The organism is Novacetimonas sp. GS1 (genome assembly GCF_036686925.1).
GTDB classification, from domain to species: domain Bacteria; phylum Pseudomonadota; class Alphaproteobacteria; order Acetobacterales; family Acetobacteraceae; genus Novacetimonas; species Novacetimonas hansenii.
This window is the reverse complement of sequence record NZ_VSZP01000001.1, coordinates 784,864-809,487: the sequence shown is the minus strand read 5'-3', so window position 1 is coordinate 809,487 and position 24,624 is coordinate 784,864. Positions and strand designations below refer to the sequence as shown.

Below are 24,624 nucleotides of genomic sequence, written 5' to 3'. Positions count from 1 at the left end.
GCCATGGGGGCGTGGTTTAATTCCATCCATATGGATTGAAACCACGCCCCTTGAAACCACACCCCGAACGGCAGGGGATGACAGCAGATGGCGACAGCAGGCAGGGAACATCATGGCGCGACCCAAGACCATCGACCGTGAAAATGTGCTGCACTGCGCCGAACAGGTGGTACAGCGTTCGGGGGCGGCGGCCCTGACGCTGGATGCCGTGGCGCGGCAGGCAGGGATTACCAAGGGCGGGCTGCAATATTGTTTCGGCAACAAGGATGACCTGATCGCCGCCCTTGTGGAACGCTGGATCGCGGCGTTCGATATGCAGGCCGCGCAATATGGTGGTCCCGATGCCTCCCCCATGGCGCGTGTGCGCGCATATGTGCGCGTATGCAGCCAGATTGACGACGCCACGCGCGCGCGCATGGCCGGGATGCTGGTCACGCTGTTGCAATCGCCCCGCCACCTGCACCGTATCCGGCAATGGTATGCCGGATGGTTCAGCCCCGCCGCCACATCCACCACGCACGAGGTGCAGCGGCTGCGCACGATGCTGTTTGCGGCAGAGGGTGCTTTTTTGCTGCGTACCCTTGGCTTTATCGACATGGCGCAGGCACAATGGGACACGGTGTTCGCCGATATCCAGACCATGATATCGCCCGCCGTTGCCTCCCCCGCCCCGGCGACATAGCGCCTGAGTGGCGTCCAACTTGCTCTTTTCTTGCTATCTTGCACGGATATTTACAGACAATGGATACGACAGGTCACACCCCGGTCACGACAGCCCCCGCCGCACCTGACGCCACGGGCACGCAGACACAGACGGCCGGCGCCCCCTTTGCGGGGATGGGCAACAGCATGACGCACACGATCTCTGCCGCGTGCGACTGGCTGATACAGCAGCAGAAACCCGATGGTCACTGGGTGGGGTCTGTCGGCTCCAATGCCTCGATGGAGGCGGAATGGTGCATCGCGCTGTGGTTCCTTGGCCTGGAAAACCATCCGCTGCGCCCGCGCCTTGGCAACGCGCTGCTGGAAATGCAGCGCGAGGACGGGTCGTGGGGGGTCTATTACGGCGCGGGGAATGGCGACATCAATGCAACGGTGGAGGCATATGCCGCGCTGCGTTCGCTGGGATATCCCGCCGATACGCCCGCCCTGGCACGCGCGGCCACATGGATCGCGCGCAAGGGGGGATTGCGCAATATCCGTGTCTTTACACGGTATTGGCTGGCGCTGATCGGGGAATGGCCGTGGGAAAAGACGCCCAACCTGCCGCCCGAAATCATCTGGTTTCCCAATAAATTCGTCTTTTCCATCTATAACTTTGCCCAATGGGCACGCGCGACACTGGTGCCGCTGGCGATCCTGTCGGCACGCAGGCCCAGCCGCCCGCTGCGCCCGCAGGACCGGCTGGATGCGCTGTTTCCCGAAGGACGGGCGAATTTCGACTATACCCTGCCCAAAAAGGAAGGGCGCGACCTGTGGGCCACCTTCTTTCGCACCACGGACCGGGGGCTGCACTGGCTGCAATCCAATGTCCTGCGCCGCAGCACGATGCGCGGGGCGGCCATCCGCCACATGCTGGAATGGATCATCCGCCACCAGGACGCCGATGGCGGGTGGGGCGGCATCCAGCCGCCATGGGTGTACGGCCTGATGGCCCTGCATGGCGAGGATTACCAGTTGCACCACCCCGTCATGGCCAGGTCGCTGGGTGCGCTGGACGATCCGGGCTGGCGTCATGACCGGGGCAATGCATCGTGGATACAGGCCACCAACAGCCCGGTATGGGACACCATGCTGGCGCTGATGGCGTTGCATGACGCGGGGGGGGAGGACCGCTTCACCCCGGAAATGGACCGTGCCCTTGACTGGCTACTGGCGCGGCAGGTGCGCGTGCGCGGCGACTGGTCCATCAAGCTGCCGGATGTGGAACCCGGCGGATGGGCGTTCGAATATGCCAATGACCGGTATCCCGACACCGACGACACCGCCGTGGCGCTGATTGCGCTGGCGCCATGCCGCAACCGCCCGGAATGGAAGGAAAAGGGCGTGGACGCCGCCATCGACCGCGCGGTCAGGTGGCTGGTGGCGATGCAGAGCGAATGCGGCGGATGGGGCGCGTTCGACAAGGACAACAACCGCAGCCTGCTGTCGAAGATCCCGTTCTGTGACTTTGGCGAGGCACTGGACCCGCCATCGGTCGATGTGACGGCGCATATCCTGGAGGCATTCGGCCTGCTGGGCCTGCCGCGCGACATGCCCGCGATCCAGCGCGCCCTGGCCTATGTCCGTGCGGAACAGGACCCCGCCGGTCCGTGGTTCGGGCGGTGGGGCGTGAATTACGTCTATGGCACGGGGGCGGTCCTGCCCGCGCTTGCCGCGATTGGGGAGGACATGACCCAGCCCTATATCGCCCGCGCGTGCGACTGGCTGGTGGCGCACCAGCAGGAAGATGGCGGATGGGGCGAAAGCTGCGCCTCATATATGGAAATCGCATCGGTCGGGCGCGGGACGACCACACCATCACAGACGGCATGGGCGGTGATGGGGCTGGTGGCCGCGAACCGGGCACAGGATTACCCGGCGATCGCGCGCGGGTGCCGTTACCTGATCGAACGCCAGCAACCCGACGGAAGCTGGCATGAAGCAGAGTTCACCGGCACGGGCTTTCCCGGATACGGGGTGGGACAGACCATCAAGCTCGACGATCCGATGCTGTCGCAACGCCTGTCGCAGGGGGCGGAACTGTCCCGTGCGTTCATGCTGCGTTACGACCTGTACCGGCAGCTTTTCCCGATCATGGCGCTTAGCCGGGCGGCACGCCTGATGCCGGTGGGGGGCGCGAAACAGCAAGGGACCGTTTGAAAACAAACCGTTGAGAAACAATGGGAAAAGATTTTTGGTGTTGCCTTTCGATGAAAAAAGCGGCGTCTTTCGAAGCTTTTTGAAAAAAGCTTCACCAAAAACTTTTATAGTTTCAGGATATTATTGATCCTGATCTTTCAAACAGTCTTTAAGGGACTGTTTGTCAGCACAGGGAATATCCTGAAATCATAAGGCTGGTTTTGGGAAAGTGGTTGTCCAGATAGCTTTGACACAACCTCACCTTGTTAAGAGAGTGTTTGAAAACAAGTCATTGATAAAAATAAGAAAAGTTTTTGGGTGCTGCCTTTTTTCAAAAAGGCGGCCTCCTCTGAAGCTTTTTGGAAAAAGCTTCACCAAAAACTTTTATAATTTCAGGATATTATTGATCCTGATTTTTCAAACAGCCTTTAAGGGACTGTTTGTCGGCATAGGGAATGTCCTGCAATCATAAGGCTGGTTTTGGGAAAGGGGTTGTCCAGACAGCTTTGACACAACGTCACCTTGTTAAGAGAGCGTTTGAAAACAAGTCATTGATAAAAAAGAAAAGTTTTTGGGTGCTGCCTTTTTTTAAAAAGGCGGCGTCTTCTGAAGCTTTTTGGAAAAATCTTCACCAAAAACCTTTATAATTTCAGGGCGTTCTCGAGCCTGATTTTTCAAACAGTTTTTAAGGAATCGGACATTTCAGGCGTTATTTTAACATTTTTTAAAATACGATGATTTTCAAAGGTTTTTTAGAAAATTATCATTCTTCCCGCGAGGGTATGGAGAGGGACTTTTCAAACAGCCTGTAAACACCCCGCACACAGGCATGTCCGGCACCGTCCGGGGGACACGCTCCCCCGGCGGCATGGCGCCCTGTCACAATCACCCCTGCCACAACCCGCCAGACAGATATCGCACATGCCTATATGCAAGACACATGCAGGACAGGCCGGAAGTGCCCACGGGCAACCGACAACACGCCCCCCTTGCAAAAGCGCGGCATATGAGCCGCCCTGCCCTTATTGCCCCCCCCTGATAAGAGGCAGTTTGAAAAACCAAAGACAATATCACCTTGAAATCATAAAAGTTTTTGGTGAAGCTTTTTCCAAAAAGCTTCAGAAGACGCCGCCTTTTTTAAAAAAAGACAGCACCCAAAAAACATTTCCTGTTTTTTATCACTGATTTGTTTTCAAACGCGCCCCTAACCGCCAGATATCCCGTCGAGGGTGCCTTGGAAAAAAACATCACAGGTCGCGGGGGCTGGCGGCATCAATGGGCCCCCATCGCATCCGGCCTGATACAGGCGGCGACACCACGCACCGATCAGGCGCAAACCCAGCGCGTTGGCCCCACACGACGTTGCCCGGCCCCTCCTGTCCTGCCCCATCATGTCCCCCTTCTCATCTCCCGCCCCAGTCCGTTCCAACCCTGCATATCCCGGACCGTGGGCATCCCACCCCCATGCCTCCCGACCCTGCCTATCCTGATCCAACATGTATCTGGCCCAACGCATCCCACCCCCAGCCTGATGGCCCGTCATGGTGGCCGGGCGTGACGTATCTGACATAACGTTCTGGCAGGGTGCCTATGCCGGGGCGCACCCGGCGGGACGTGACGGATTGGTCCCGCCCGGTTATAGCGGCCCCGGCATGGCATGACGGCGCGATACGGGCTAGGATCGTTACAGATTTAGGGTCGTTACAGAGTGCACCGGGAAACCACAGCCGGGCACGCGGGCCATGCAGGGGGACATTACCATTCGCGCCGTTACGTCCATTGATGTCGCCCGGATGGCTGGCGTATCGCAATCCGCCGTTTCGCGCGCATTTTCGCCGGGTTCGAGCATCTCTGCACGGACAAGGAAAAAGGTGATGGACGCCGCCGCGCACCTGGGATATCGGCCCAACCGCATCCCCGCCATCATGCAGTCGGGCCGGTCATACATGGTGGGCGTGGTCATCGGGGGGCTGGAAAACCCGTTTTATGCCACCGCACTTGAACGGCTGGCGACGGCGCTGCGCGAAAGCGGCCTTCAGGTGTTGCTGATGCATGTGGATGACGCCCTGACACTCGACAGTGCGCTGGACCAGTTGGTCAGCTATCGCATCGACGCCATCGTCACGTCCCTGGCCATCGGGTCGGCCGCCGTGGTGCGGGCGCTGTCCGCGCTGCGCCTGCCGGTTGTGTGCTTTAATTCATCACGGGTGGGACCATGGATTTCAACCGTCAATTCCGACAACCACGGCGCGGGGCGGGCGGCGGCGCACCTGCTGGCGCGCCATGGGGTCATGCGCCCGGTGTGGCTGGCCGGTCCCACGAAAAACGCGGCGTCGCACGCACGGGGCACGGGCTTTTGCACCGGGCTGTGCGCAACCGGCCTGCCGCCTGCGCACCTGACGACGGTACGGGGCAACGATACATATGATAGCGGGTATGCCGCCATCACCCAGCTGGATCGGCGCGGCATCCGCCCGGATGGCATTTTCGCCAGCAACGACATGATGGCCTGCGGCGTGATCGACGCCCTGCGCGAACGCATGGGGCTGCTGTGCCCGCGCGATGTCGTGGTGGCGGGATATGACAACATCCCGCAGGCCGCATGGCGCAGTTACGACCTGACCTCCTTTGACCAGCATACGGAACAGATGGTCGCACGCGCCATGGGCCTGCTGGACGAGGCCCTTGGCACCAAGGACACGCCCCTGTCGCGCACACATGTGATTGACGCACAGTTGATCGAACGTGGCAGCACGGGCGGCGGCGGGCGAAACGGCGATCCCGCCATTCCGTGATGCGCCGCATGAGGGGCGCACGCAGGCGCAGGAAACGCGGACATCGACACGCACGCATGCACACGCAGATACGCAGATACGCACAGCAAGCAGACAGACAACAGACAGACACAAGCACGCACAGCACGAGGACGGGACGGCCCCGAACACAGGACGGACGGGACGGGACGGCACCGCACCACACCGCACCTGCCCGAACACGGGACGGGACAGGCACAGGCACAGGCACAGGCACAGCATGAGCATGAGCATGGGCATGGGCATGGGGCAAAGACCCGGCCCTGCGCGATTAGGGGTTGCATCGGGGCATGAAAAGCGTGTTGTTTTGCATAGCTATGCAATCCTCAAGCACGCAGGACCGCACCCATGCCCGAACAGAATTTCCGCAGCATCCTGACCGGATCATTTTCCACGCCCTGTGGTGACAATCCCACCGTCGCGATGATCGAGGCGGCATATCGCCATGCCGGGATCGACGCGCGTTACATCAATTGCGACGTCAGCGCCGAAAACCTGGCCGATGCGGTGCGCGGCGCGCGCGCGATGGAATGGGTTGGTTTCAACTGTTCCCTGCCGCACAAGGTGGCGGTCATCGCGCATCTGGACGACCTGGCCGAAGCGGCGCGGATCATCGGTGCGGTGAACTGTGTCACGATCCGTGATGGCAGGCTGGTGGGCAACAATACCGACGGCAAGGGCTTCCTCGCCTCCTTGCAGGATGTGGTGGACCCGAAGGGCAAGAGGGTCTTCATGCTGGGGGCCGGTGGGGCCGCGCGGGCCATTGCGGTGGAACTGGGCCTGGCGGGGGTTGCGCATCTGGATGTCGTGAACCGTGACCCGGCCAAGGCCGAGACCATCGCCGCTCTGGTGCGTGACAATACCGACAGCGACGCAACCGCCCACCCGTGGGATGGCGCGGCCCGCATTCCCGAAGGGACCGATATCGTCATCAACGCGACCTCGGTGGGGTTGGGCGATGCGCAGGCCATGCCGGAAGTGGACCTCGATACCCTGACAAAGGGGCAGGTCGTGGCGGATGTCATTCCCAACCCGCCCATGACCCGTTTCCTGCGTGCGGCGCGCGAACGTGGCTGCACGCCGCTGGACGGGCTGGGGATGCTGGTGAATCAGGGCGTGATCGGGGTGGAGCTGTGGCTTGGCAAGACGATGGATGCCGATGTGATGAAAAAGACCCTGCGCGATATCTTCGCCGCATCGGACGCGGGCTGAAGCACATCACGGGTTCAGGGGGCGGCCTCCCCCCTGAAAAACGCTGCCCTTGGAGGCTGTTTGAAAAGTCAGGCTTAACAATCTCCTGAAATCATAAAGGTTTTTGGTGAAGCTTTTTCCAAAAAGCTTCGAAAGACGCCGCCTTTTTCGACCAGAAGGCGGCACCCGGAAACTTTTCCTGCTTTTTTATCAATGAGCTGCTTTCAGACACTCTCTTAAAAAAACCTAGCCAAAGGACCCCGGCATGCCCACCACTGCGGACATCCAGGCCACATCGCATCACCAGACCCACCAGCGCGCGTTATCCGCGCTGTCGGGCATGGTGCATCGGGGGGACCAGACCGTGGCCGCGCGGCGATATGTCTCCATCGCCGCGGCCGTCGCGGCGGTGGGGGGATTGCTGTTCGGATATGATACCGGGATCATCGCCTCTGCCCTGATTTTCGTCACGCAGACCTTCTCCCTGTCCACCGCGGGGCAGGAATGGGTTGCGGCGGCACTCAATATCGGTGCGATCTTTGGCGCATTGCTCAGCGGTCCGGTGTCGGACCGGTGGGGGCGGCGACCGGCCATCATGGTGGCGGCCGCGATCTTCATCGTCGCGTCGCTGGTCTGTGGGCTGGCCCCTGATGTGCGCACGCTGATCGGGGCGCGGCTGTGGCTGGGGGTTGCGATCGGGGCCACCACGCAGATCGTGCCGGTCTATGTCGCCGAACTGGCGCCCGCGGCACGGCGCGGGGGGCTGGTGTCGCTGTTCCAGCTTGTGTTCTCGCTGGGGCTGCTTCTGGCGTTCTTTGTCGGGTATGAACTGTCGGGGGGGGCCGGGTCATGGCGTGCGATGTTCATGCTGGGTGCCATCCCGGCGCTGCTGCTGGGGGTGGGGATGCTGTTCCTGCCCGAAAGCCCGCGCTGGCTGCTGCATCATGAACGTGAACATCATGCGGTCTCCATCCTGTATAAACTGCGTGGGCATCAGGATATCGTGCGACAGGAACTGGATGATGTCCTGCGCATTGGCGCGGCCACGACGGCGGGGGAACACCGGGCCAGCCTGAAACCGCGCTGGATCCGTCCCGCGCTGATTGCCGCGCTGGGGGTTGCGGCCTTTTCACAGCTTTCAGGCCCGAATGTCATTGTCTATTACGCGCCCATCATCCTGTCACAGGCGGGGTTGGGGCATTCGGCGGCACTGCTGACATCGGTGGGGGTCGGGGTGACATCCACCATCACCACGGCCATGGGCATCGCCCTGATCGACCGGGTCGGCCGCCGGCGCATGATGTTGTGGATGCTGCCGGTGGCGGCGCTGTCGCTGTTTGTGCTGGGGGGTGTCTTCCTTGACCCCGCGCCCCTGACGGGGGTGCGGCTGGTGCTGATGGTTGCATCGCTGCTGGGCTATATCTTCTTTAACTTCGGCTCCCTGTCGGTTGCGGTATGGCTGATCGCGGCCGAGGTCTTTCCCCTGTTCGTGCGCAGCAAGGCCATGGGCATGGCAAGCGCCACGGTCTGGCTGTCCGATACGCTTGTCTCGCTTGTCACCCTGTCGCTTGTCGCGGCGCTGGGCACGACGGGGACGTTCTGGCTGTTCGGGGTCATCAATGTCGCGGCGTTCGCGTTCGTCTGGAAATACGTGCCCGAAACCGCAGGCACCAGCCTGGAACAGATCGAAGGCGCGCTGCGCTCGGGCACGTTTTACGCCGGCACGTTTCATACGGATACCGGCCATCGCACGGACATGCGGCCGGGGGGCTGACGCGCCCGCCCCGGATGGCCATACCCATGGTATCCGCGCGCCCAAGAGAGTGTTTGAAAACAGGTCATTGATAAAAAAGTTTTTGGGTGCCGCCTTTTGATCGAAAAAGGCGGCGTCTTCTGAAGCTTTTTGGAAAAAGCTTCACCAAAAACTTTTATGATTTCAGTGTGTTATTGAGGATGACGGTTCAAACATCCTCAAAGTCCCTGATATCGGCGCCGCGTTGCGGGCGTGATTGTGAAAACGGCATCCCCCGAAACTTTTACCCCGGGCATTGGCGGTTTTTTCACGGAACACGCGTTATGGTCCTCATGCAGCCAGTTTTGGCACAGCATTGAGGAAGGTCCATATGAAATTAGCCACAATACTGGCGGGCGCACTGCTTGTTTGCGTCATGGCGTGCCCCCTGGCCCACGCCGCGGCGGACCCGGTGACACTGACGACATACCTGCATGATCCCGCCTGGACAAAGCGGTTCGACACGATGTTTGGCAAGACGCCAAAGCCGGGCTGGCTGAACAGCGCAACCCAGTCCGAGGCCGTGCCCGTCACCATGGGGGGCAAGCCCTATACCGTTCTGTTGGCCTGCAAACAGCATGATTGCGCCAATCACCAGCTTGTCGTCCTTTTCGACGCCACGACGATTTACGGCCTGCGTTTCGAAACCACGGACAACAGCCCGAAAGAGACCCTGACATGGCTCAATATCGGCGGTGGCCCCGAAAGCATTGATGGCAAGACGATCCTGTATGCCGCCATCACCGGCAGCCTGTTCAACCATCCCGCGATGTTCGCCTTCCCCGCCTCGAAATAGGCGCGACATCACCGCCCGCCCCCCTCACCCGCCATGCCGGGGGGCGGCTGTTTGACCAGCACCGGGGCAGACCCGTACAGGGTTTGGGTGGCGCTTGCCTGTCAGCACGCCGTGAGAGAGTGTTTGAAAACAGGTCATTGATAAAAAACAGGACAAGTTTTTGGGTGCCGACTTTTTTCAGAAAGGCGGCGTCTTTCGAAGCTTTTTAGAAAAAGCTTCACCAAAAACTTTTATGATTTCGGTGTGTTATCGAGCATGTCTTTTCAAACAGTCTCTGAAAGACATTGCCATGTGAAAACACGGCACCGTCCAGAAACATGCATGGTCCCCGGCCCGTCGGCCAGTTGCAAACAGCCCCCGCTATAATCACGAAAGGATCGGGCGCGGTGTCCCGAAAGTGTCCCACAAAGGGCAGATCCCACAAGGGACACACACACACGGGGGCACATACAGGGGGCATGTCCCGCAAGGAGCGCACCCACAGGACGCACGTGCCCTGCCTATTATGTATCGTGGGGGGACATACCGTCTGAAAGCCCGAACTGTTCAGGATAGGGCATGGCGCTGCGGCTGCGTTTTTTCTTTTTCCACTCCGCCAGCGCCCGGTTATATTCGACATGCCGCAGGACAAACTGCAAGGCCGCCACATGGCGTTCGTCACTGGCGTCCATCCTGTTGCGCCGCCATCCCGCCGCGATCAGCCAGTATTCCCCCGCCAGTTGCCAGGCCCCGGCCTGATGATGCGCCATGGCCAGCCGTTCAACCCCATGATAGCCATTATCCGGGTTTGCAAGCACCTGTGGTGTGATGATGAAATCGTCACCTTTCCACGGGAACGTCGCTTTCATATAGGGAAACTGCCGCGTCAGGGCACCGGGATCGCCGAAATGCTCCTTGATCAACATCGGAACCAGCCGGTCATAAGACCTACGCCATTCGCACTGCACAGACTGTCCCCGCAAAATCATGATGAAGAATGCTGCTTTTATAACAGCGCGCCCCTTATAACAGCGCCCCCTGCCAAAGTCGATTTTCCGACATCCGCCCCACAGGCGGCCCCCACCCGCGACAGGGGCGGACCTGCTGTCGTCTTTGCGGGCAGATAAAGGCAGGACAAGGCCCCCACGGGAAGAATAGGAATCCCGGCAAGGATTTTTCAAAAGGGCTTTGTAAAGCTGCCGCATTCTTGAAAAAAGGCATGATCGCTTCTAGACTGAAGCCGTTGAACACAGAATAAAAAACCCATTTTACCGAACGCGAATGTAAGGGATTGTTTGAAAACAACTCTTTGATAAAAAACAGGAAAAGTTTCTGGGTGCCGCCTTTTTTCAGAAAGGTGGCATCTTTCGAAGCTTTTTGGAAAAAGCTTCACCAAAACCTTTTATAATTACAGTATGTTATCAAGCCTGACTTTTCAAACAGTCTCCAAAACAACCTCCGAGATTTAGAAACCATGTCCCTGATTGCTTTTGTTGCCGCGGCCTCCCTTCTGACCATAACACCGGGCCTTGATACGGCCATGGTCCTGCGTGTCGCAACAAGCAGCGGGACACGACCCGCATTGATGGCAGGGCTGGGCGTGGCGCTGGGATGTCTGGTCTGGGGGATCGCGGCATCACTTGGACTGGGGGCCGTTTTACGCGCCTCTGAACTGGCGTATAACCTTATTAAATGGAGTGGGGCGGCCTATCTATGCTGGCTGGGCATCAACCTGCTGCTTCACCCACGCACAAACCTGACCGATGGCATGACGTCATCAATGGCTTCTGCGTCAAAGGCATTGAGGCAAGGCTTCCTGACCAATATCCTCAATCCCAAGGTCGGGATATTCTATGTTACTTTCCTGCCGCAATTTATGCCGCCATCGGGCCATCTGGTACAGTATGCGCTTTTACTGACCTCTATTCACGCCATGCTTACCGTGCTGTGGTTTTCCATTCTGGCCATGGCAACGGCACCTCTGCTCCGGCTGTTGAAAAGGCCGCGTTTCCTGTCTTTGATTGATCGCTTGACCGGCGGTCTTTTTATTGCTTTCGGTTTGAAAATAGCCCTTTCCAAGGCCAGATAACGCGCAAGCCTTTTCCCGTCACAACCATGACGATTTCAGAAAATTCCTTTCCCGCACACGCCCCTCCTTCCTCCATATCGCAATGGCACGGATGACAGTTGGGAAGTGTGATCCCACAGGATGCGATAAAAAAGATATTCAGGATGTTGAAAAATTATTTGGTATTTTTAAAATGTCCATTCCCCGCAAACATCAATCTTAATTGCCATGGTTTATTTTTTATCCTTTTTACATTCCAATTATATTTCGTGAATATTTCATCGCCCATGGCCAGGACGGGCGGAAATTTTCCAGACGATGTTGCGATATTTTCCCATGATGCAGATATCTGTCAGTATCTGGCCGGAGAATGGGACAGCAGCCTGCCGCAGAACAGGAAAACTGAACTCTCTGCTGAAATGGATAAAAATTGTTCTGACATTTATCAACGACAGGAGCATCTTAAAAAGAAATATAGCAGGAATAAATTCATTATGCATAAATTAAATTCTTATGAGTTCTAAAATAACCATTTGAAAAAAGCCTTTGATAAAAAATAACAGTTTTTGGGTGCCGCCTTTTGATCGAAAAAGGCGGCGTCTTTCGAAGCTTTTTGGAAAAAGCTTCACCAAAAACCTTTATAATTTCACCATATTATGGAACCCGATCTTTCAAATACTCTCTGCGGCAGGCGCCATTTTCCAACGCCTGTTGAAAATGGCGTCACCAGAACGTTCTATGATACCGCGTGGTGCCGGGGCCTGCCCTGTCCGGACCGTTTCCCTCCCCCCGCATACGCACCTGCGACATGCGGGGGCGGTGGTTGCCCGTATTGGTGAAGGGCGGCATGATTGGCCGACGCGCGTTGCCGTGCCGCGCCACATCCCCGATATCGCAGGATACCCGCCCATGTCCCCTTTGTTGCGCCCCTTTTGCCTGATGCTTGCCGCCCTTGCGCCGGTGGTGGGGGGGCTGCCTGTGGCATGGGCCGCACCCGCACCCGCCGTCAGTTTCGACCGCGCCCCGTTTGGCGCCACCGATGATGGACATGCGGTGGAACAGTTCACCCTGCGCAATGCCCATGGCGTGACCGTGCGGTTCATGACCTATGGCGCCACCATCACCGCGATCGAGACCCCGGACCGCCATGGCGACATGCGCGACGTGGTGCTCGGCTTTCCCACCCTGTCGGGCTATACCCATGACAGCGCACGTGGCGGCCTGTTCTTTGGCGCGATTATCGGGCGTTATGCCAACCGTCTGGCACGCGGGACATTTTCGCTGCATGGCCACACCTATCACGTTGCCATCACCGCACCGCCCAATGCGCTGCATGGCGGGAAAAAGGGGTTCGACAAACAGGTCTGGACCTTTGAGGGCGAACAGACCGACGCCCATGGCGCCAGCGTCACGCTGGGGCTGATAAGCCCTGATGGCGACCAGGGCTTTCCCGGCACGCTGCATGTCCATGTGACCTACCGGCTGGATGACGCCAATACGCTTGGTGTGCATTACACCGCGACAACCGACCGGCCCACGGTGCTGAACCTGACGAACCACAGCTATTTCAACCTTGCGGGCGAAGGCAGCGGCAGCATCGAAAACCATATCCTGCGCATCAATGCCGACACCTTTACCCCCACCGACGCGACCTCCATCCCGCTGGGGCCGATCGCCAGCGTGGCGGGCACACCGATGGATTTCCGCACGGCCCACCGCATCGGCGATCACCTGCGCGATAACGACCCGCAGATCATGTATGCACGCGGGTATGACCAGAACTGGATCATCAATACGCCCGCCGGGACAACACCGCGCCTTGCGGCACAGATCAGCGACCCGGCGTCAGGCCGCATGATGGAGGTCTGGACCACACAGCCGGGATTGCAGGTCTATACCTCCAATTCGCTTGACGGGGCCTATGCCGGGGTGTCGGGCCGCGCCTATCGCCAGACCGACGCCGTCGCGTTCGAGGCCGAACATTTCCCCGACTCCCCCAACCATCCCGACTTTCCCACCACGGAACTCCGCCCTGGTCAGACATTTGATCACACGACGCTTTTCCACTTTGGCATCAGCGCGACGAAAGCCCCCTGACCTGCGCCGCCATCATGGCGGCGGCCCCGCGGGATTCGCCAAACAACGTCTTTTCCTTTTGCTGGTGGCTACCTAAATATATCACCAGAACGTGAATAAGGACGATTGATGATGTGGACGGCCATGACACGCATGATATGCATCGCGGGCATGCTGGCGGGACTGGCGGCATGCGCGTCGAACCACCCACCCAGCGACCCCAGCCAGAGTGGCGGCATGGGCGGCATGACCGGCTCCCCCGGGCAGGACGACAGTTCCGACGGGCCGGGCGGTTCAGGCGGGCCGGGAATGGGTTGAGTGTAATGCCACCGGCGGGGGCTGCCGCCTTTATGGCGGTCGCCTGAAAAGGTCAGGCCAAATAACATACTGAAATTACAAAAGTTTTTGGTGAAGCTTTTTCCAAAAAGCTTCGAAAGACGCCGCCTTTTTCGATCGAAAGGCGGCACCCAGAAACTTTTCCTGTTTTTATCAACGGCTTGTTTTCAAACACTCTCTTCCGCCACAGGCCGCCATGAAAACAGGCCACAGCCCCAAGGTTTCATGCGGCTGTTTTCACGCGGTCCCTTTCGCCAGGATACGTGCGGGCCAGAACAGATCCTGTGTGAATGCATGCATTCAAAACGGGTGAAGATGCGCGTAAAAACAATAAACCGGAGCATTTTCACCGAACCGGTTTTTTGGTGGAAATGCCCTAGTGACGTTTTGCCGTCGCTGCTTTTTCCGGCAGGGCAAGCCAGCGGATACGCGCATCGCGCAGTTCGAAATTACGCTTTCCCTGCACGCCCATATCCCCGAACGGGTCATACACGATGCCGGTCACTTCCGCGCGGCATTGCGGGTGCATGCCGGTATCGCCGCACATCTGCTGCGCCTTGTCCGAGGACGCGGCCTCCAGCGATGTGCCATCCAGCGGCACGCTGCCGTTCCAGTTCACGCTGCCGGGCAGGTCGTCAATGCGGAATGCGGCACACGCGGCCCCGCCCGCACTGGCGGAGGCGATATAACATGACAGGGTCACACGTTTCCCCACCAGCGACGGCGCCTGTGACAGCAGGGTCGGCACATCCATGACCGGCGGGGGCGGTGCGGGCGGGGTGACGTGACGGGCGGCGGCATGGCCCATGCCCGGCATCGTGGCGCATGCCGCCGACACCGTGACCGCCACCGCCGCCGCACGCCATATGCGCCCAAGAAACACTTGATTCACTTTATTCTGTCCTTCCGTGGGGTCCATGCGATGATGGGCGGGATTTTTTCCCATCCCATCCGCATTGTCACCACGGGGCGGGGGGCAGGCTGTCATGCGCTGGTTGCGGTGCGTGGGGCATGTGGGGGACGTGGGGCGCGGACATCGCCCCATCACCCCGCCAATGTCGGAACCGCCCGGATCAAAATGGGCCGGATCAGAATGGATTGGCGCGGTTGCCCGGCGCGTGGCCAAGGTCGGCGAAATGGTTGGTTTCGGCACATCCACGGAAACGGTCCAGCACAGGCGCGCTGCCACCCAGCGCCACATCAACCACCGTGCGCGACCCGTATTCGACCGACGCCCGCTGCCCACGTTCCATGCCATTCAGCAGGTCGGTCATTTCCTGCGGCTTCAGGTCCACCGACAGGGTGGTCGCGTCATTCGCCTGCATGTGAAAGACATGCTGATAGGCGCCGATGCGCACCGTCATGTCCCCCGTGGAACCGGGCGTCAGGGTCCAATGGTCGTCCGCGCTGCGCATCTGCAACGAATCCGCATCGGCGCGCAGCATCAACACCTCGTTCTCCGCCCCGGCGATGCACAGGTCGGTATGCAGGCCGTGGTCGGGGGAATGGTGGATCGCCACCCACCCGTCATGGCGTTCGTCAATGGTCATGGCCGGCACGGCCGGGGCGGATGCCGGGGCATCGGGTGTCGCCAGCGCCTGACGCGCGCCCGCGGGGGACTGCGCCCATTGCGTGCTGTCCTGCACCTGTCCCGTTGCCTGCGCGGCGGCCATGGCGGGCAGCAGGGACAGGGTGATGATCCCCGCGATAAAGCCTTGATGTATCTTCACTTTGCAACAATCCCGTAGTTGCGACCCATAATGGTTGACCCAAAAAGCACCACCGGGACATGACCTGCCGCGCCATTGCGCGCCCGCCCCTGATGACGTGACATATATTGTCACTTTATCTTGACGAAAAAAGGGCATAGGCAAGGTAGTGCCTGCTTCTGTGACGTTTTATATGCGCTGTGCCGCCTTAATCCTTCGTGGCATGTAAAACCTGACATGACGTGTTGTCCTGCTCCGCGGGCAATGCAGGGTTGCCATATTGTGAACGTATTTTGGTCATGATTTTATGGCATGAGCAGGGTAATGAAGAACACTAAACAAGATTTTCATATTCATGATCCCGTGGCGCACGCAGTGTCGATGATCCGCCTGTTCGGGGCCAGAGCCTCTGGCATTGCGGGCCTGCGATCCGGCATGTGCTTCAGCGCGGGCGATCTGGAAATGGCGATCACATGGGCGCGCGTGCGCAATTCGATCCAGAACCTGATGGATGAAGGGGACACCGCCCCCCATTCCCGCCTATCCCACTGACGCCCTGACGCCCTGACGCCCTGAATGCGGTCGCCTGTATCCTGACGCCACCCTTTTCTGTCCTGCATGCGGCCCTGTTTTCCCCTTGCCCCCTTTTTCCCATCGGGCTGCAACGCCTGCGCCTGCCGGGGCTGCGTTACACGCCATTGAGGCAGGGGCCGCGGCGGGTTATCATGCGCGCCTCACATGCCATGGCAGTGTCACCAGACGGAGGGAAACAGGTCGGGATGCGCATTTTTTCTGTCGTGTTTTCTGTCACGACCCCACCCGTCGCATCCACGCCTGTCGTGCCCATCCCTGTTGTATCCCCCCCTGCCGTGTCGCCCCCTGCCGTATCCATCCCTGCCCGCGCGTTGCGGGCCGTGGCGCTGGGATTAGGGCTGGGGCTTGCGCTCCTCCCCGCCATTGCGATGCCCGCCCGATCCGCACATGCCGCCCCGGCCATGGCCCCGGGCGATAATGGGGGCGATGGCGCGCAGGGCGGTGCCCAGGATGCCGGATGGTCGTTTTCCCCCGACGGGGCGCAGGGACAGCCGATGGTCATATCCCGGCAGAACCAGCTTGACATCATGTTCTATCGTTCTGCGTCCGGCTCGCTTGGGATGGCGGTCCATGACCTGCATAAACGCTATCGCAACCCGGCGGGCGTCACCACGGCGGGTGTGGTGATCGGCAAGTTCGAACTGGTGATGCAGATCTTCTCCAAGGGGCGGAAGTGGGATACGGCGGGCGGTGACATGAAACCCGACGCCGTGGCCGACCTGATGCAGCAGTTGCACACCGTCACCACCGGCAACCTTGTGCCGCCCGAACACGCGCCCGTGCCATTTTCCGTTGCCGGGGCGGCCAACGCCCTGTCGCAGATGGGGGAATATGCCGCCGCCCATGCCCTGTGGATGCCACCGCCACTTGGCCCTGCGGCCGCCACCCCCCATGCCGCGCCGCCGCTGGATATCGAAAAGCTGGCCCACCACCCCTATGACACGCAGCACGGGCGCATGGTGGCGCTGCCGCATTATCCGATTGCGCAGAACTGCGCCCGCGCACATGTGGAAATGCAGGACAGCGATACGGACTGCATCACGGCGGAACAGAAAAGCGAGGCCGCCCTTTCCACCGCGTGGGCGCATTATGACAGCGACCTGAAGGCCGCATGTCTGGGCATGGCGGGCGATGTCGGACGGCTGGAGAAATATCAGGCGCTGGAAATGTGTCTTTCACGCTATCAGGATGATCGCAGGCAGTGGCAGCTTGTCTCCGGCTCCTCCGGCAGTGACGACATCATGCCGCATGACCATCCCACGCCCCCACCCGCGACGCCCTGACGGTGGGAACAGCAGGCGGGTCATTCCGAGAAAAGACAGCCTGAAACCGACCCATTGATAATATAAATCTTCATTTTCTGGGTTTTTATCAGGGCCTGTTTGGAATTAAGTTTTCTAAAGGACCCAGATGTGTTTCAAAGATCCTATGGATCGCTTGATACTGACGGATGCCCAATGGGCGAAGATGGAACCGCTGTGCCTTGGCAAGAAAACGGATCGCGGGCGCAGCGGGAAGGATAACCGCCTCTTTATCGAGGCAGTCTTATGGATTGCGCGGACGGGCAGTCCATGGCGGGACCTTCCGACATATTTCGGGCATTGGAACTCGGTTTACTCGCGCTACAGCGACTGGACGAAAGCCGGAGTTTTCCAGAAAATTTTTGAGGCCGTCTCTGACGATGCCGACATGGAATATGCGATGATTGACGGCACGGTGGTTCGGGTTCATCGCCACGGCCAGGGCGCAAAAGGGGGACCCGAAGCCAGGCGATAGGACGCAGTGTGACGGGATGGTCGACCAGGATCATCGCCATGACCGACGCCTTGGGCAATCTGGTCCGCTTTACGCTGATCCCCGGCCAGCATTACGACACGGTTGGGGTTGCGCCCCTTCTGGAACCGGCGGATTTCAAGGCGCTTCTTGCTGACAAGGCGTTTGATGCCCACTGGATCGTGGATGCCCTACATGCGCAAGGGGCCTGTGTAGTCATTCCCCAGCGCAAGAACCGCCTCGACAGGCGCACGTTCGATGCCGCCCTGTTCAAGGCGCGCCATCTCATCGAGAACTTCTTCTGCAAGCTCAAGGGAGTTCAAGCGCATCGCCATACGGAGCGAAAAGACAGATAAATCCCTTGCAGCCATGATCTATCTCACAGCCGCTATCATCAATTCACGATAATTCCCAACACGCCCTTTAAAAATGAAGATATATACTTGTTCGATAATTCTAAACTATGTCTATTCATGTCCTGTTACGAATGCGCGAAAACCACCCTGGATTTTTTGAGGGGGGTGGATAAACCTGTGTGCCAGCAAGAGATTCAATGCGTGCGCAATTCCAGACCCCATCGTCTATTGCTTGTTGAAGCATGGCCAATGTGACCGGCACTGTTGTCAGGTTGAGGGCTGGTTTGCCCATTAAACGTTGCCAGATCAGAAATCGAAAGAAAACAAAAAGGATGGTAGGAATAATTGAGAAAACCTCTGTTTCATCATTAAAATATCGATGAAAATCAAAATCCCCTACCTTGATTGAGAACGTTTCTGAATAAGATTCCATGAGGTAATGAGCATCAATTCCATCCAGACCAAGATCTTCTACTATTCTTGTTGACGGTTTAATTTCTTTTTCGGAAATTTTTTCTTCAGAAATTAAGAATTTTGTTAGTTCCTCTGAGATAATATCCATTTAAAAAATCCTATCTTCAGATTTAACCAGCCGATTATACTTCTGAACAGTATGATAAACAATTTTCGATACATCGTAAAAGGTGATAGCGACACCTACATAAGGTACAGATCTCCCAACAAAAACTCCAATTTTTTTGGTGAGTATGTACTTGCAATTTATCAATGGAATCCCAGTAAACGCTGGAAGAATTCTATATTTTATTTCATATGGCAAAGATTTCCGTGCTACAATAGATGCAACGGAAGTTCCTTTTGTGGCTTTGTTAAATTTACCTCGAACTGTTATGTAGTTTCGTCCCGCACTGCCATGCATGGGCCTTGTGCCGTCCCCTGCCACCATGCCGCGCGTAAAAGCCAATACAGCGATCATTACACAACAGGACAATACTGGTTCTGTATTTTTGTAAAATAGATGTAATTTACATGCCTGTTTTAAATAAATTGTGCATTTTACAAAGCACCCATATCCTTATGTAAGAATTATCATATTTCATAAAAGTAGAATATATTGCGGATGTTTAGGAATTTCACTTTCGCATGGTTGGTGCTGCTGTCCTCTGGCGGGAGTGTCCATGCCGCCCCGCCCCAATACCTGCCCGGCCCCCCACCGGACCCGCATCATGCACAGACGCGGTTCGGCGATGCCGATACCTCCAGCGGAACGCTGACCATCGCGGGACAGGCGACGACACCACGCGCGATGGGCAACGGTGCGTTATTCGTGGAAAAAGTCGGGCAGGTGGGCGATACGGATTACCTGTTGCTGACCTCGACAGGCAATGCGCTCTGTCCCGCCAGTTTTTCCATCGTGCGGGTGGATTCCGGCATGGCCACACCCACCGCATTTTTTGGCAACTGCAACGATATCCACAGGGTGCAGATCGTCCATGGGCAGGACATCGCCGTCATACAGCCCGAATTCACCAGCAGCGAAGCCGACACCCCACAGGCCATCACCGTTTACAGCAACAGCACGCGACGCCTGGCGGAAAATGGCGCACTCCTTCATACCGGGTGCCCCAATAATCTGTGCGATGGGTTATAGGGTTCGCTCATCCCGCGCACATTCAGGGGCGTTGCCCCCGACCCCCCACCAAAGGGTATTACCCTTTGGAAACCATGACTCCCCTTTAACAGATCAGGGTGCAGGGAGCACGCTCCCTGCCGGGGCCGGGCAGAGCCCGGAGGGGGCGTCTGTTTAAGTGCAGCATTCAGGGGCGTTGCCCCCGAAACCCCCACCAAAGGGTATTACCCTTTGGAAACCATGACTCCCCTTTAACAGATCAGGGTGCAGGGAGCGCGCTCCCTGCCGGGGCCGGGCAGAGCCCGGAGGCTGCGTCTGTTATACGTGCAGTTCCCCTCGCCAAGTGGAAGATTGTGGGCTAACTGTCTGGAATGACATGTGTACGAAAAGGGAACATGCTCCAGCTTTGTGCGCTGGCCATGGTGATGGGCCTGTGGGGAGGATCGGCCATGGCCCTACCCGACGGTGGGGATGCAGCCGTGGCCTATCGCGTTCCGGCGCAGGCCATCGGATGTGCAACGGCCACCGCCGCGCGGCACCTGTCGGATGGGCGCGTCGGGACGGGATGCCACCCTGCGGGTGCGGCAGTACGCTGGGTACTGGCGCAAAGGGACGGGGATGTCATCGCCCTGCGCCGGGGGGGACGGCGGGCGCCATGACCGCGCGGTATATTTCCGCATGCATGATGTTACGCGCGATACCTCATCAGGTAGTATTTCAGCCCTGTGGCACGGGCTGCGCAACAGGGCCACCGCCATGCAGGCGGCCCTGTTGCAGGGGCCGGGCGGAGGGTGGGTCGCGCATCGGCACGCCCTGCACTGGCGTGCAATATTCGCGGCGGGGGTGGCGATTACCGTGGGCTGGCCGGTACTGCGCCTGATGGTGCGATGGTGGGGGCGACGGCGCGCACGCGCGATCTGTGCCGCATTGGTCATGCAGCATGCCGATACGTTGCGCCTGCGGCGGCGGCAGTTGTTGGGCCGTAACAGTTATGGCGTTGTCAAACCGGAAAAATGGCATCGTGAACGTGATGAATTCATTGCAACCATCATGCGCCCCGCCCTGCGTCAGGCGGGACGTGCGGCGCAATGGCCCCGAATCGCCCTATGGGTCACGGCACGCATCGAACAGGTCGCGCGCGGCACGCCCCAACGACCCGATATCGTCGGGCCGGGCATGGACCCATTGGAATACGAACAGTACTGCGCCGCCGAACTGCGCGATGACGGGTGGCAGGCCGACACCACCGTAGGCAGCGGCGATCAGGGCGCGGACATCATCGCCACGCGCCGGGGCCTGCGTATAGTGGTGCAATGCAAGCTTTACAGTCGCACGGTCGGCAATGACGCGGTCCAGCAGATCAGCGCCGCGCGCGCCCATTATGATGCGGCGGTGGCGGTGGTCGTGTCCAACGCCGCCTATACCCGCGCCGCGCGGCAACTGGCACGGACCAACGGCGTATGGCTGTTGCATCATGACGAACTGCGTGGCCTTGCGCACCGGTTGAAACAGGGCGTCACCCCGGCGGTCACGGCCTGAGTCCCACGGATGGCGGCCATGCGGCCGGGATTATGTCAAACTATGTTTTTTGTGGCCGGGACGCGCGTTATAACGCACCCCCGATTCCATGCGTCGCCCGCATGCCAATCCCCCGGCAAAACCAGCGGCAAAAAGGCTGCGGCCACGGACCAATATCCCGGTTTTTTCCGGGGTTTAGTCCTGTTTGCGCGTTGTGTCGTTCGGCAGCGGCTTTTCACGCGGCATGCGACGGATATTGATAAGAAGGTGGGCAATCATGCGTGCTGAGTTGCTCATGGCTCATGTCTCCTATCTCCTCTATACATATAGAGCCTGACGAAAGCGAAGGTTTCATGCCTCATTTCAGAAAAAATCCGACATGGACTGTTACCGTCGCTGACATGGCCGGGAACGCGCCAATCCTGTAAAGGCGGCGCGGTATGCCGGGGCATGGTGCCCGCCGGCCGTTGGGAAGGACACCACCATGGCCTATCTCTATCTGGCGCTTGCCATCGGGGCGGAGGTCACGGCAACTTTCTTCCTGACCCTGTCGGATGGATTCACCCGGCGCATGCCGTCATGCGTGACGGTGGTGGGATACCTGACCGCGTTCTATGCCCTGTCACAGGCCCTGCGCACCATTCCCACCGGCATCGCCTATGCCATCTGGTCCGGCGTCGGAACAGTCGCCATCACGCTCGTCTCGTGGGTGTGGCTGGGGCAGAAACTCAACCTTGCCGCCATCGGGGGCATGGTGCTGATTATCGCCGGGGTCATGGTGATGAACCTGTGTTCCGGCGGGTCTGGCCACTGATCCGCCGCCCGGGGTAGCGGCCAGAAGAAGCGACCAGAGGAAGCCGCCAGAGGAAGCTTCCCGGGGAAGCGAGCCGGGGAAGCCGCCGGAGGAGATCGCCCAAGGAAGCGATCAGGGAAAGCAGCCAGAAAAAGCAGCCGGGGGAACGCGACGCACGCACGGCCCCGCGACGCCGCATCCATCGTCATCGCAGGGGCGTCAGGATATGGTCGGACTCATTGTCCCCATCAGGGGGCATGAGCCCGTTGCAACCATAACGTCATAAAAGGGCGCGGGGGCGGACGGCCTTATCGCCTGCCGCCATGGCCACCACCGGGACCACCCCCACCGCCGGGGCCACCGCCCGGCCCGCCACCATGATCGCCGCCGTGCCCCCCCCCGAAACCGCCGCCGCCCCCCGGACCGCCACCGCCGCCGGGGCCACCGGGGCCACCGGGGCCACCGGGTTGCCTGCCGCCGCCGAAACCGCCACCACGGCCACCACCAAAACCGCCACCTGGGCCACCACGGCCACCATCACGGCCGCCGCCACGGCCCGGACCGCCCCAACCGGGGCCACGGCCGCGCCCACGATCGCCATAGGACGGATAACCACCATAATAATCACGCGTGTAATAGCCGCCATAACCGCCATACCCGCTGTAATAATCATATCCGCCGTAATAATTGCCGCCGTACCCGCCCGGCCCACCCGGACCGACACACGCGCACAACGCGCCAGCCATTGCCAGCACCGGCACAAGTCTGATGGGTTTCATATTACTGTCTTTCCACTGTCGATCCTGTTTCATCACAATCATCCGCCAGAACCCGGATCAGAACAAGGCGCGGGGATGGCCATCCTATGGCACGTCCCACCATTCCCCACCGCATCCGCCTCCGGCCCGGCGGGCAGGCGATCAGGAAACGGAAAGAGTACCCACCCATTCAATAACAAAGCGTATGCATGGCAAGACGCCACCTGAAAAGGCAGGGGCCGCGCCACTGAAATCATCAAGGTTCCCGGTCAATCTTTTTTCAAAAATCCTTGGGAAACTTCGTATTCTGAAAAAATCACATCAGATGGAAACGTTCCCGATTGACACAAAAACCCGATCCTGCCGTCCCCCCTTGGGAAACCCGTCAACTCCGGTGCCTATACCTGCCCATTTCATTCATTAAGAGACTGTTTGAAAAGTCAGGCGCGATAACATCCTGAAATTATAAAGGTTTTTGGTGAAGCTTTTTCCAAAAAGCTTCGAAAGACGCCACCTTTCTGAAAAAAGGCAGCACCCAGAAACTTTTCTTGTTTTTTATCAATGACTTGTTTTCAAACACTCTCTAATATAGGAAACCGCACAAGAAGCTCCCGCCCATGTTGCCAGAGCGTGCCTTACTGACGATTTTCCTTGCTCCATGGCCCATCACGGCGGTCTCCGCGCGGCCCCCCTGTCGGTCGGGGGTTACTTTGCACGGCGCACGGCATGTGCAACCCTCACATCCCGAACGGGGCGGCCCACACGCCACCCCGATCCACCGAGACAGACAGGAAGTCACGCCATGAAACTGTATTACGCCCCGGGCGCATGTTCACTTGCCGCGCATATCATCCTGAATGAAACCGGCCTGCCCCATCAGGTGGAACGGGTGGACCTGAAGGCTAAGAAAACCGCCAGCGGCGGCGACTATCTCAGCATCAATCCACGCGGCGCGGTGCCCGCGCTGGAGGTCGCACCGGGCGAGGTCCTGACGCAGAATGTGGCGGTCCTGACCTATATCGGCGCACAGTCTGACATTGCGGCCCTGCATCCCGCCCCCGGTTCACTGGCGCAGTATCGCCTGCTGGAGGCCATTGGCTTTTGCGAGGACGTACACGCCGCCTTTGCCCCGCTGTTCGCGCCCGACCTGCCCGACACGGTGCGTGAACGACAGTTCGCCAACATCAAGCGCCGCCTGACACAGGTGGAGGCGATCCTGAGCGCCAGCGGCGACGACCATATGCTGCCGGTTGGATTCACGCAGGCCGATGCCCTGCTGGCTGTGATCCTGAGCTGGGCGCCACACGTCAATGTGGACCTCTCCCCCTACCCCGAGGCCAGCGCCCTGCGCGAACGGGTATTCGCCCGCCCCGCAACGCAAAAGGCGCTGAAGGAAGAAGGGCTGGCCTGATCCCGCGCCCGCGCATCCGTCAACGGGCGCGGCGCGGGCCATTACGGGCGCGACAGGTGGTGTGCCCCCTGGGGATTGTTTGAAAACAAGAAAAGTTTTTGGGTGCTGCCTTTTGATCGAAAAAGGCGACGTCTTCTGAAGCTTTTTAGAAAAAGCTTCACCAAAAACCTTTATGAGTTCAGGGTGTTATCGCGCCTGACTTTTCAAACAGTCCCTTATGGGGCTGTGCGTC

At 59.1% G+C, this 24,624-nt stretch carries 23 protein-coding genes and 1 pseudogene; 18 read left to right on the top strand and 6 right to left on the bottom strand.

What is annotated here, in order from left to right; translation table 11 throughout:
- The first annotated feature begins 112 nt into the window (after window positions 1-112).
- From FYB92_RS03630 to FYB92_RS03605, 6 genes are all read left to right on the top strand, one after another.
- Window positions 113-682: a TetR/AcrR family transcriptional regulator gene (locus FYB92_RS03630; protein WP_003621705.1), complete on the top strand. Its 570-nt coding sequence runs from the start codon at window positions 113-115 to the stop codon at window positions 680-682.
- 155 nt (window positions 683-837) lie between these two features.
- Entirely contained in the window at window positions 838-2,862 is a 2,025-nt protein-coding gene (gene shc, locus FYB92_RS03625) for a squalene--hopene cyclase (RefSeq protein ID WP_048859354.1), read from the top strand.
- Between the two features lie 1,721 nt (window positions 2,863-4,583).
- Window positions 4,584-5,636 (top strand): LacI family DNA-binding transcriptional regulator, encoded by a 1,053-nt coding sequence (locus tag FYB92_RS03620; protein WP_075596426.1) that lies wholly within the window; start codon window positions 4,584-4,586, stop codon window positions 5,634-5,636.
- A 366-nt stretch (window positions 5,637-6,002) separates the two neighbouring features.
- On the top strand, window positions 6,003-6,866 hold the full coding sequence (aroE, locus tag FYB92_RS03615) for a shikimate dehydrogenase (RefSeq protein WP_003621694.1): 864 nt from the start codon (window positions 6,003-6,005) through the stop codon (window positions 6,864-6,866).
- A gap of 244 nt (window positions 6,867-7,110) precedes the next feature.
- Window positions 7,111-8,619, top strand: coding sequence for a sugar porter family MFS transporter (locus FYB92_RS03610; protein ID WP_062809520.1), 1,509 nt, complete (start codon window positions 7,111-7,113; stop codon window positions 8,617-8,619).
- Between the two features lie 349 nt (window positions 8,620-8,968).
- The gene (locus FYB92_RS03605; RefSeq protein WP_003621691.1) at window positions 8,969-9,433 is read left to right on the top strand and encodes an Ivy family c-type lysozyme inhibitor; all 465 of its coding nucleotides are present in this window, start codon (window positions 8,969-8,971) and stop codon (window positions 9,431-9,433) included.
- A gap of 503 nt (window positions 9,434-9,936) precedes the next feature.
- Here the strand turns inward: FYB92_RS03605 and FYB92_RS03600 are convergent.
- Window positions 9,937-10,338: a hypothetical protein gene (locus tag FYB92_RS03600; RefSeq protein WP_231106300.1), complete on the bottom strand. Its 402-nt coding sequence runs from the start codon at window positions 10,336-10,338 to the stop codon at window positions 9,937-9,939.
- A gap of 548 nt (window positions 10,339-10,886) precedes the next feature.
- Here FYB92_RS03600 and FYB92_RS03595 point away from each other — a divergent pair.
- From FYB92_RS03595 to FYB92_RS03580, 4 genes are all read left to right on the top strand, one after another.
- Window positions 10,887-11,501: a LysE family translocator gene (locus FYB92_RS03595; RefSeq protein WP_062809522.1), complete on the top strand. Its 615-nt coding sequence runs from the start codon at window positions 10,887-10,889 to the stop codon at window positions 11,499-11,501.
- Between the two features lie 266 nt (window positions 11,502-11,767).
- Complete coding sequence (locus FYB92_RS03590; protein WP_075632674.1) at window positions 11,768-12,004, top strand: hypothetical protein; 237 nt, start codon at window positions 11,768-11,770, stop codon at window positions 12,002-12,004.
- Between the two features lie 385 nt (window positions 12,005-12,389).
- Window positions 12,390-13,577: an aldose epimerase family protein gene (locus tag FYB92_RS03585; protein ID WP_408902388.1), complete on the top strand. Its 1,188-nt coding sequence runs from the start codon at window positions 12,390-12,392 to the stop codon at window positions 13,575-13,577.
- A 123-nt stretch (window positions 13,578-13,700) separates the two neighbouring features.
- Window positions 13,701-13,874, top strand: a complete 174-nt coding sequence (locus FYB92_RS03580; protein ID WP_155116163.1) for a hypothetical protein — start codon at window positions 13,701-13,703, stop codon at window positions 13,872-13,874.
- A gap of 394 nt (window positions 13,875-14,268) precedes the next feature.
- Here FYB92_RS03580 and FYB92_RS03575 read toward each other — a convergent pair whose 3' ends face one another.
- Both FYB92_RS03575 and FYB92_RS03570 read right to left on the bottom strand, forming a co-directional pair.
- Window positions 14,269-14,784 (bottom strand): hypothetical protein, encoded by a 516-nt coding sequence (locus tag FYB92_RS03575; protein WP_141313084.1) that lies wholly within the window; start codon window positions 14,782-14,784, stop codon window positions 14,269-14,271.
- A 196-nt stretch (window positions 14,785-14,980) separates the two neighbouring features.
- Entirely contained in the window at window positions 14,981-15,622 is a 642-nt protein-coding gene (locus FYB92_RS03570) for a hypothetical protein (RefSeq protein WP_003621674.1), read from the bottom strand.
- Between the two features lie 303 nt (window positions 15,623-15,925).
- Between FYB92_RS03570 and FYB92_RS03565 the strand changes: the two genes are divergently transcribed.
- From FYB92_RS03565 to FYB92_RS03555, 3 genes and pseudogenes are all read left to right on the top strand, one after another.
- Window positions 15,926-16,153: a hypothetical protein gene (locus FYB92_RS03565; protein WP_040511042.1), complete on the top strand. Its 228-nt coding sequence runs from the start codon at window positions 15,926-15,928 to the stop codon at window positions 16,151-16,153.
- A gap of 227 nt (window positions 16,154-16,380) precedes the next feature.
- Window positions 16,381-17,478, top strand: coding sequence for a hypothetical protein (locus FYB92_RS03560; protein ID WP_332828185.1), 1,098 nt, complete (start codon window positions 16,381-16,383; stop codon window positions 17,476-17,478).
- Window positions 17,479-17,623: 145 nt separating this feature from the next.
- Window positions 17,624-18,376 (top strand): annotated as a pseudogene (locus tag FYB92_RS03555) (IS5 family transposase).
- A gap of 63 nt (window positions 18,377-18,439) precedes the next feature.
- On the opposite strand, the gene FYB92_RS03550 reads toward FYB92_RS03555, so the two are convergent.
- Both FYB92_RS03550 and FYB92_RS15455 read right to left on the bottom strand, forming a co-directional pair.
- Window positions 18,440-18,886, bottom strand: coding sequence for a DUF1493 family protein (locus FYB92_RS03550; protein WP_332828184.1), 447 nt, complete (start codon window positions 18,884-18,886; stop codon window positions 18,440-18,442).
- Complete coding sequence (locus FYB92_RS15455; RefSeq protein ID WP_408902387.1) at window positions 18,887-19,228, bottom strand: STM2901 family protein; 342 nt, start codon at window positions 19,226-19,228, stop codon at window positions 18,887-18,889.
- Window positions 19,229-19,402: 174 nt separating this feature from the next.
- Between FYB92_RS15455 and FYB92_RS03545 the strand changes: the two genes are divergently transcribed.
- The 4 genes from FYB92_RS03545 (at window position 19,403) to FYB92_RS03530 (ending at window position 22,244) form a co-directional block, all read left to right on the top strand.
- Window positions 19,403-19,933, top strand: coding sequence for a hypothetical protein (locus FYB92_RS03545; RefSeq protein WP_003621663.1), 531 nt, complete (start codon window positions 19,403-19,405; stop codon window positions 19,931-19,933).
- 374 nt (window positions 19,934-20,307) lie between these two features.
- Complete coding sequence (locus FYB92_RS03540; protein WP_332828183.1) at window positions 20,308-20,571, top strand: hypothetical protein; 264 nt, start codon at window positions 20,308-20,310, stop codon at window positions 20,569-20,571.
- A complete protein-coding gene (locus FYB92_RS03535; RefSeq protein ID WP_332828182.1) occupies window positions 20,531-21,451 on the top strand; it encodes a restriction endonuclease in 921 nt (306 codons plus the stop codon). Before FYB92_RS03540 ends, FYB92_RS03535 begins: the two co-directional genes overlap by 41 nt.
- A gap of 463 nt (window positions 21,452-21,914) precedes the next feature.
- Complete coding sequence (locus tag FYB92_RS03530; RefSeq protein WP_003621659.1) at window positions 21,915-22,244, top strand: multidrug efflux SMR transporter; 330 nt, start codon at window positions 21,915-21,917, stop codon at window positions 22,242-22,244.
- Between the two features lie 287 nt (window positions 22,245-22,531).
- Here FYB92_RS03530 and FYB92_RS03525 read toward each other — a convergent pair whose 3' ends face one another.
- A complete protein-coding gene (locus FYB92_RS03525; protein WP_332828181.1) occupies window positions 22,532-23,002 on the bottom strand; it encodes a hypothetical protein in 471 nt (156 codons plus the stop codon).
- Window positions 23,003-23,783: 781 nt separating this feature from the next.
- Here FYB92_RS03525 and FYB92_RS03520 point away from each other — a divergent pair.
- Window positions 23,784-24,392: a glutathione binding-like protein gene (locus FYB92_RS03520; protein ID WP_075596432.1), complete on the top strand. Its 609-nt coding sequence runs from the start codon at window positions 23,784-23,786 to the stop codon at window positions 24,390-24,392.
- Window positions 24,393-24,624: the final 232 nt, after the last annotated feature.

Excerpts from the sequence above, each read along its gene's own strand:
- aroE (WP_003621694.1), top strand. The coding sequence starts at position 6,003 with ATGCCCGAACAGAATTTCCGCAGCATCCTGACCGGATCATTTTCCACG.
- FYB92_RS03530 (WP_003621659.1), top strand. The coding sequence starts at position 21,915 with ATGGCCTATCTCTATCTGGCGCTTGCCATCGGGGCGGAGGTCACGGCA.
- FYB92_RS03580 (WP_155116163.1), top strand. The coding sequence starts at position 13,701 with ATGACACGCATGATATGCATCGCGGGCATGCTGGCGGGACTGGCGGCA.
- FYB92_RS03520 (WP_075596432.1), top strand. The coding sequence starts at position 23,784 with ATGAAACTGTATTACGCCCCGGGCGCATGTTCACTTGCCGCGCATATC.
- FYB92_RS03605 (WP_003621691.1), top strand. The coding sequence starts at position 8,969 with ATGAAATTAGCCACAATACTGGCGGGCGCACTGCTTGTTTGCGTCATG.
- FYB92_RS03540 (WP_332828183.1), top strand. The coding sequence starts at position 20,308 with ATGCTCCAGCTTTGTGCGCTGGCCATGGTGATGGGCCTGTGGGGAGGA.
- FYB92_RS03590 (WP_075632674.1), top strand. The coding sequence starts at position 11,768 with ATGGCCAGGACGGGCGGAAATTTTCCAGACGATGTTGCGATATTTTCC.
- FYB92_RS03535 (WP_332828182.1), top strand. The coding sequence starts at position 20,531 with ATGTCATCGCCCTGCGCCGGGGGGGACGGCGGGCGCCATGACCGCGCG.
- FYB92_RS03610 (WP_062809520.1), top strand. The coding sequence starts at position 7,111 with ATGCCCACCACTGCGGACATCCAGGCCACATCGCATCACCAGACCCAC.
- FYB92_RS03600 (WP_231106300.1), bottom strand. The coding sequence starts at position 10,338 with ATGTTGATCAAGGAGCATTTCGGCGATCCCGGTGCCCTGACGCGGCAG.
- shc (WP_048859354.1), top strand. The coding sequence starts at position 838 with ATGGGCAACAGCATGACGCACACGATCTCTGCCGCGTGCGACTGGCTG.
- FYB92_RS03595 (WP_062809522.1), top strand. The coding sequence starts at position 10,887 with ATGTCCCTGATTGCTTTTGTTGCCGCGGCCTCCCTTCTGACCATAACA.
- FYB92_RS15455 (WP_408902387.1), bottom strand. The coding sequence starts at position 19,228 with ATGGTGGCAGGGGACGGCACAAGGCCCATGCATGGCAGTGCGGGACGA.
- FYB92_RS03620 (WP_075596426.1), top strand. The coding sequence starts at position 4,584 with ATGCAGGGGGACATTACCATTCGCGCCGTTACGTCCATTGATGTCGCC.
- FYB92_RS03525 (WP_332828181.1), bottom strand. The coding sequence starts at position 23,002 with ATGAAACCCATCAGACTTGTGCCGGTGCTGGCAATGGCTGGCGCGTTG.
- FYB92_RS03560 (WP_332828185.1), top strand. The coding sequence starts at position 16,381 with ATGCGCATTTTTTCTGTCGTGTTTTCTGTCACGACCCCACCCGTCGCA.
- FYB92_RS03550 (WP_332828184.1), bottom strand. The coding sequence starts at position 18,886 with ATGGATATTATCTCAGAGGAACTAACAAAATTCTTAATTTCTGAAGAA.
- FYB92_RS03545 (WP_003621663.1), top strand. The coding sequence starts at position 19,403 with ATGTTTAGGAATTTCACTTTCGCATGGTTGGTGCTGCTGTCCTCTGGC.
- FYB92_RS03565 (WP_040511042.1), top strand. The coding sequence starts at position 15,926 with ATGAAGAACACTAAACAAGATTTTCATATTCATGATCCCGTGGCGCAC.
- FYB92_RS03585 (WP_408902388.1), top strand. The coding sequence starts at position 12,390 with ATGTCCCCTTTGTTGCGCCCCTTTTGCCTGATGCTTGCCGCCCTTGCG.
- FYB92_RS03630 (WP_003621705.1), top strand. The coding sequence starts at position 113 with ATGGCGCGACCCAAGACCATCGACCGTGAAAATGTGCTGCACTGCGCC.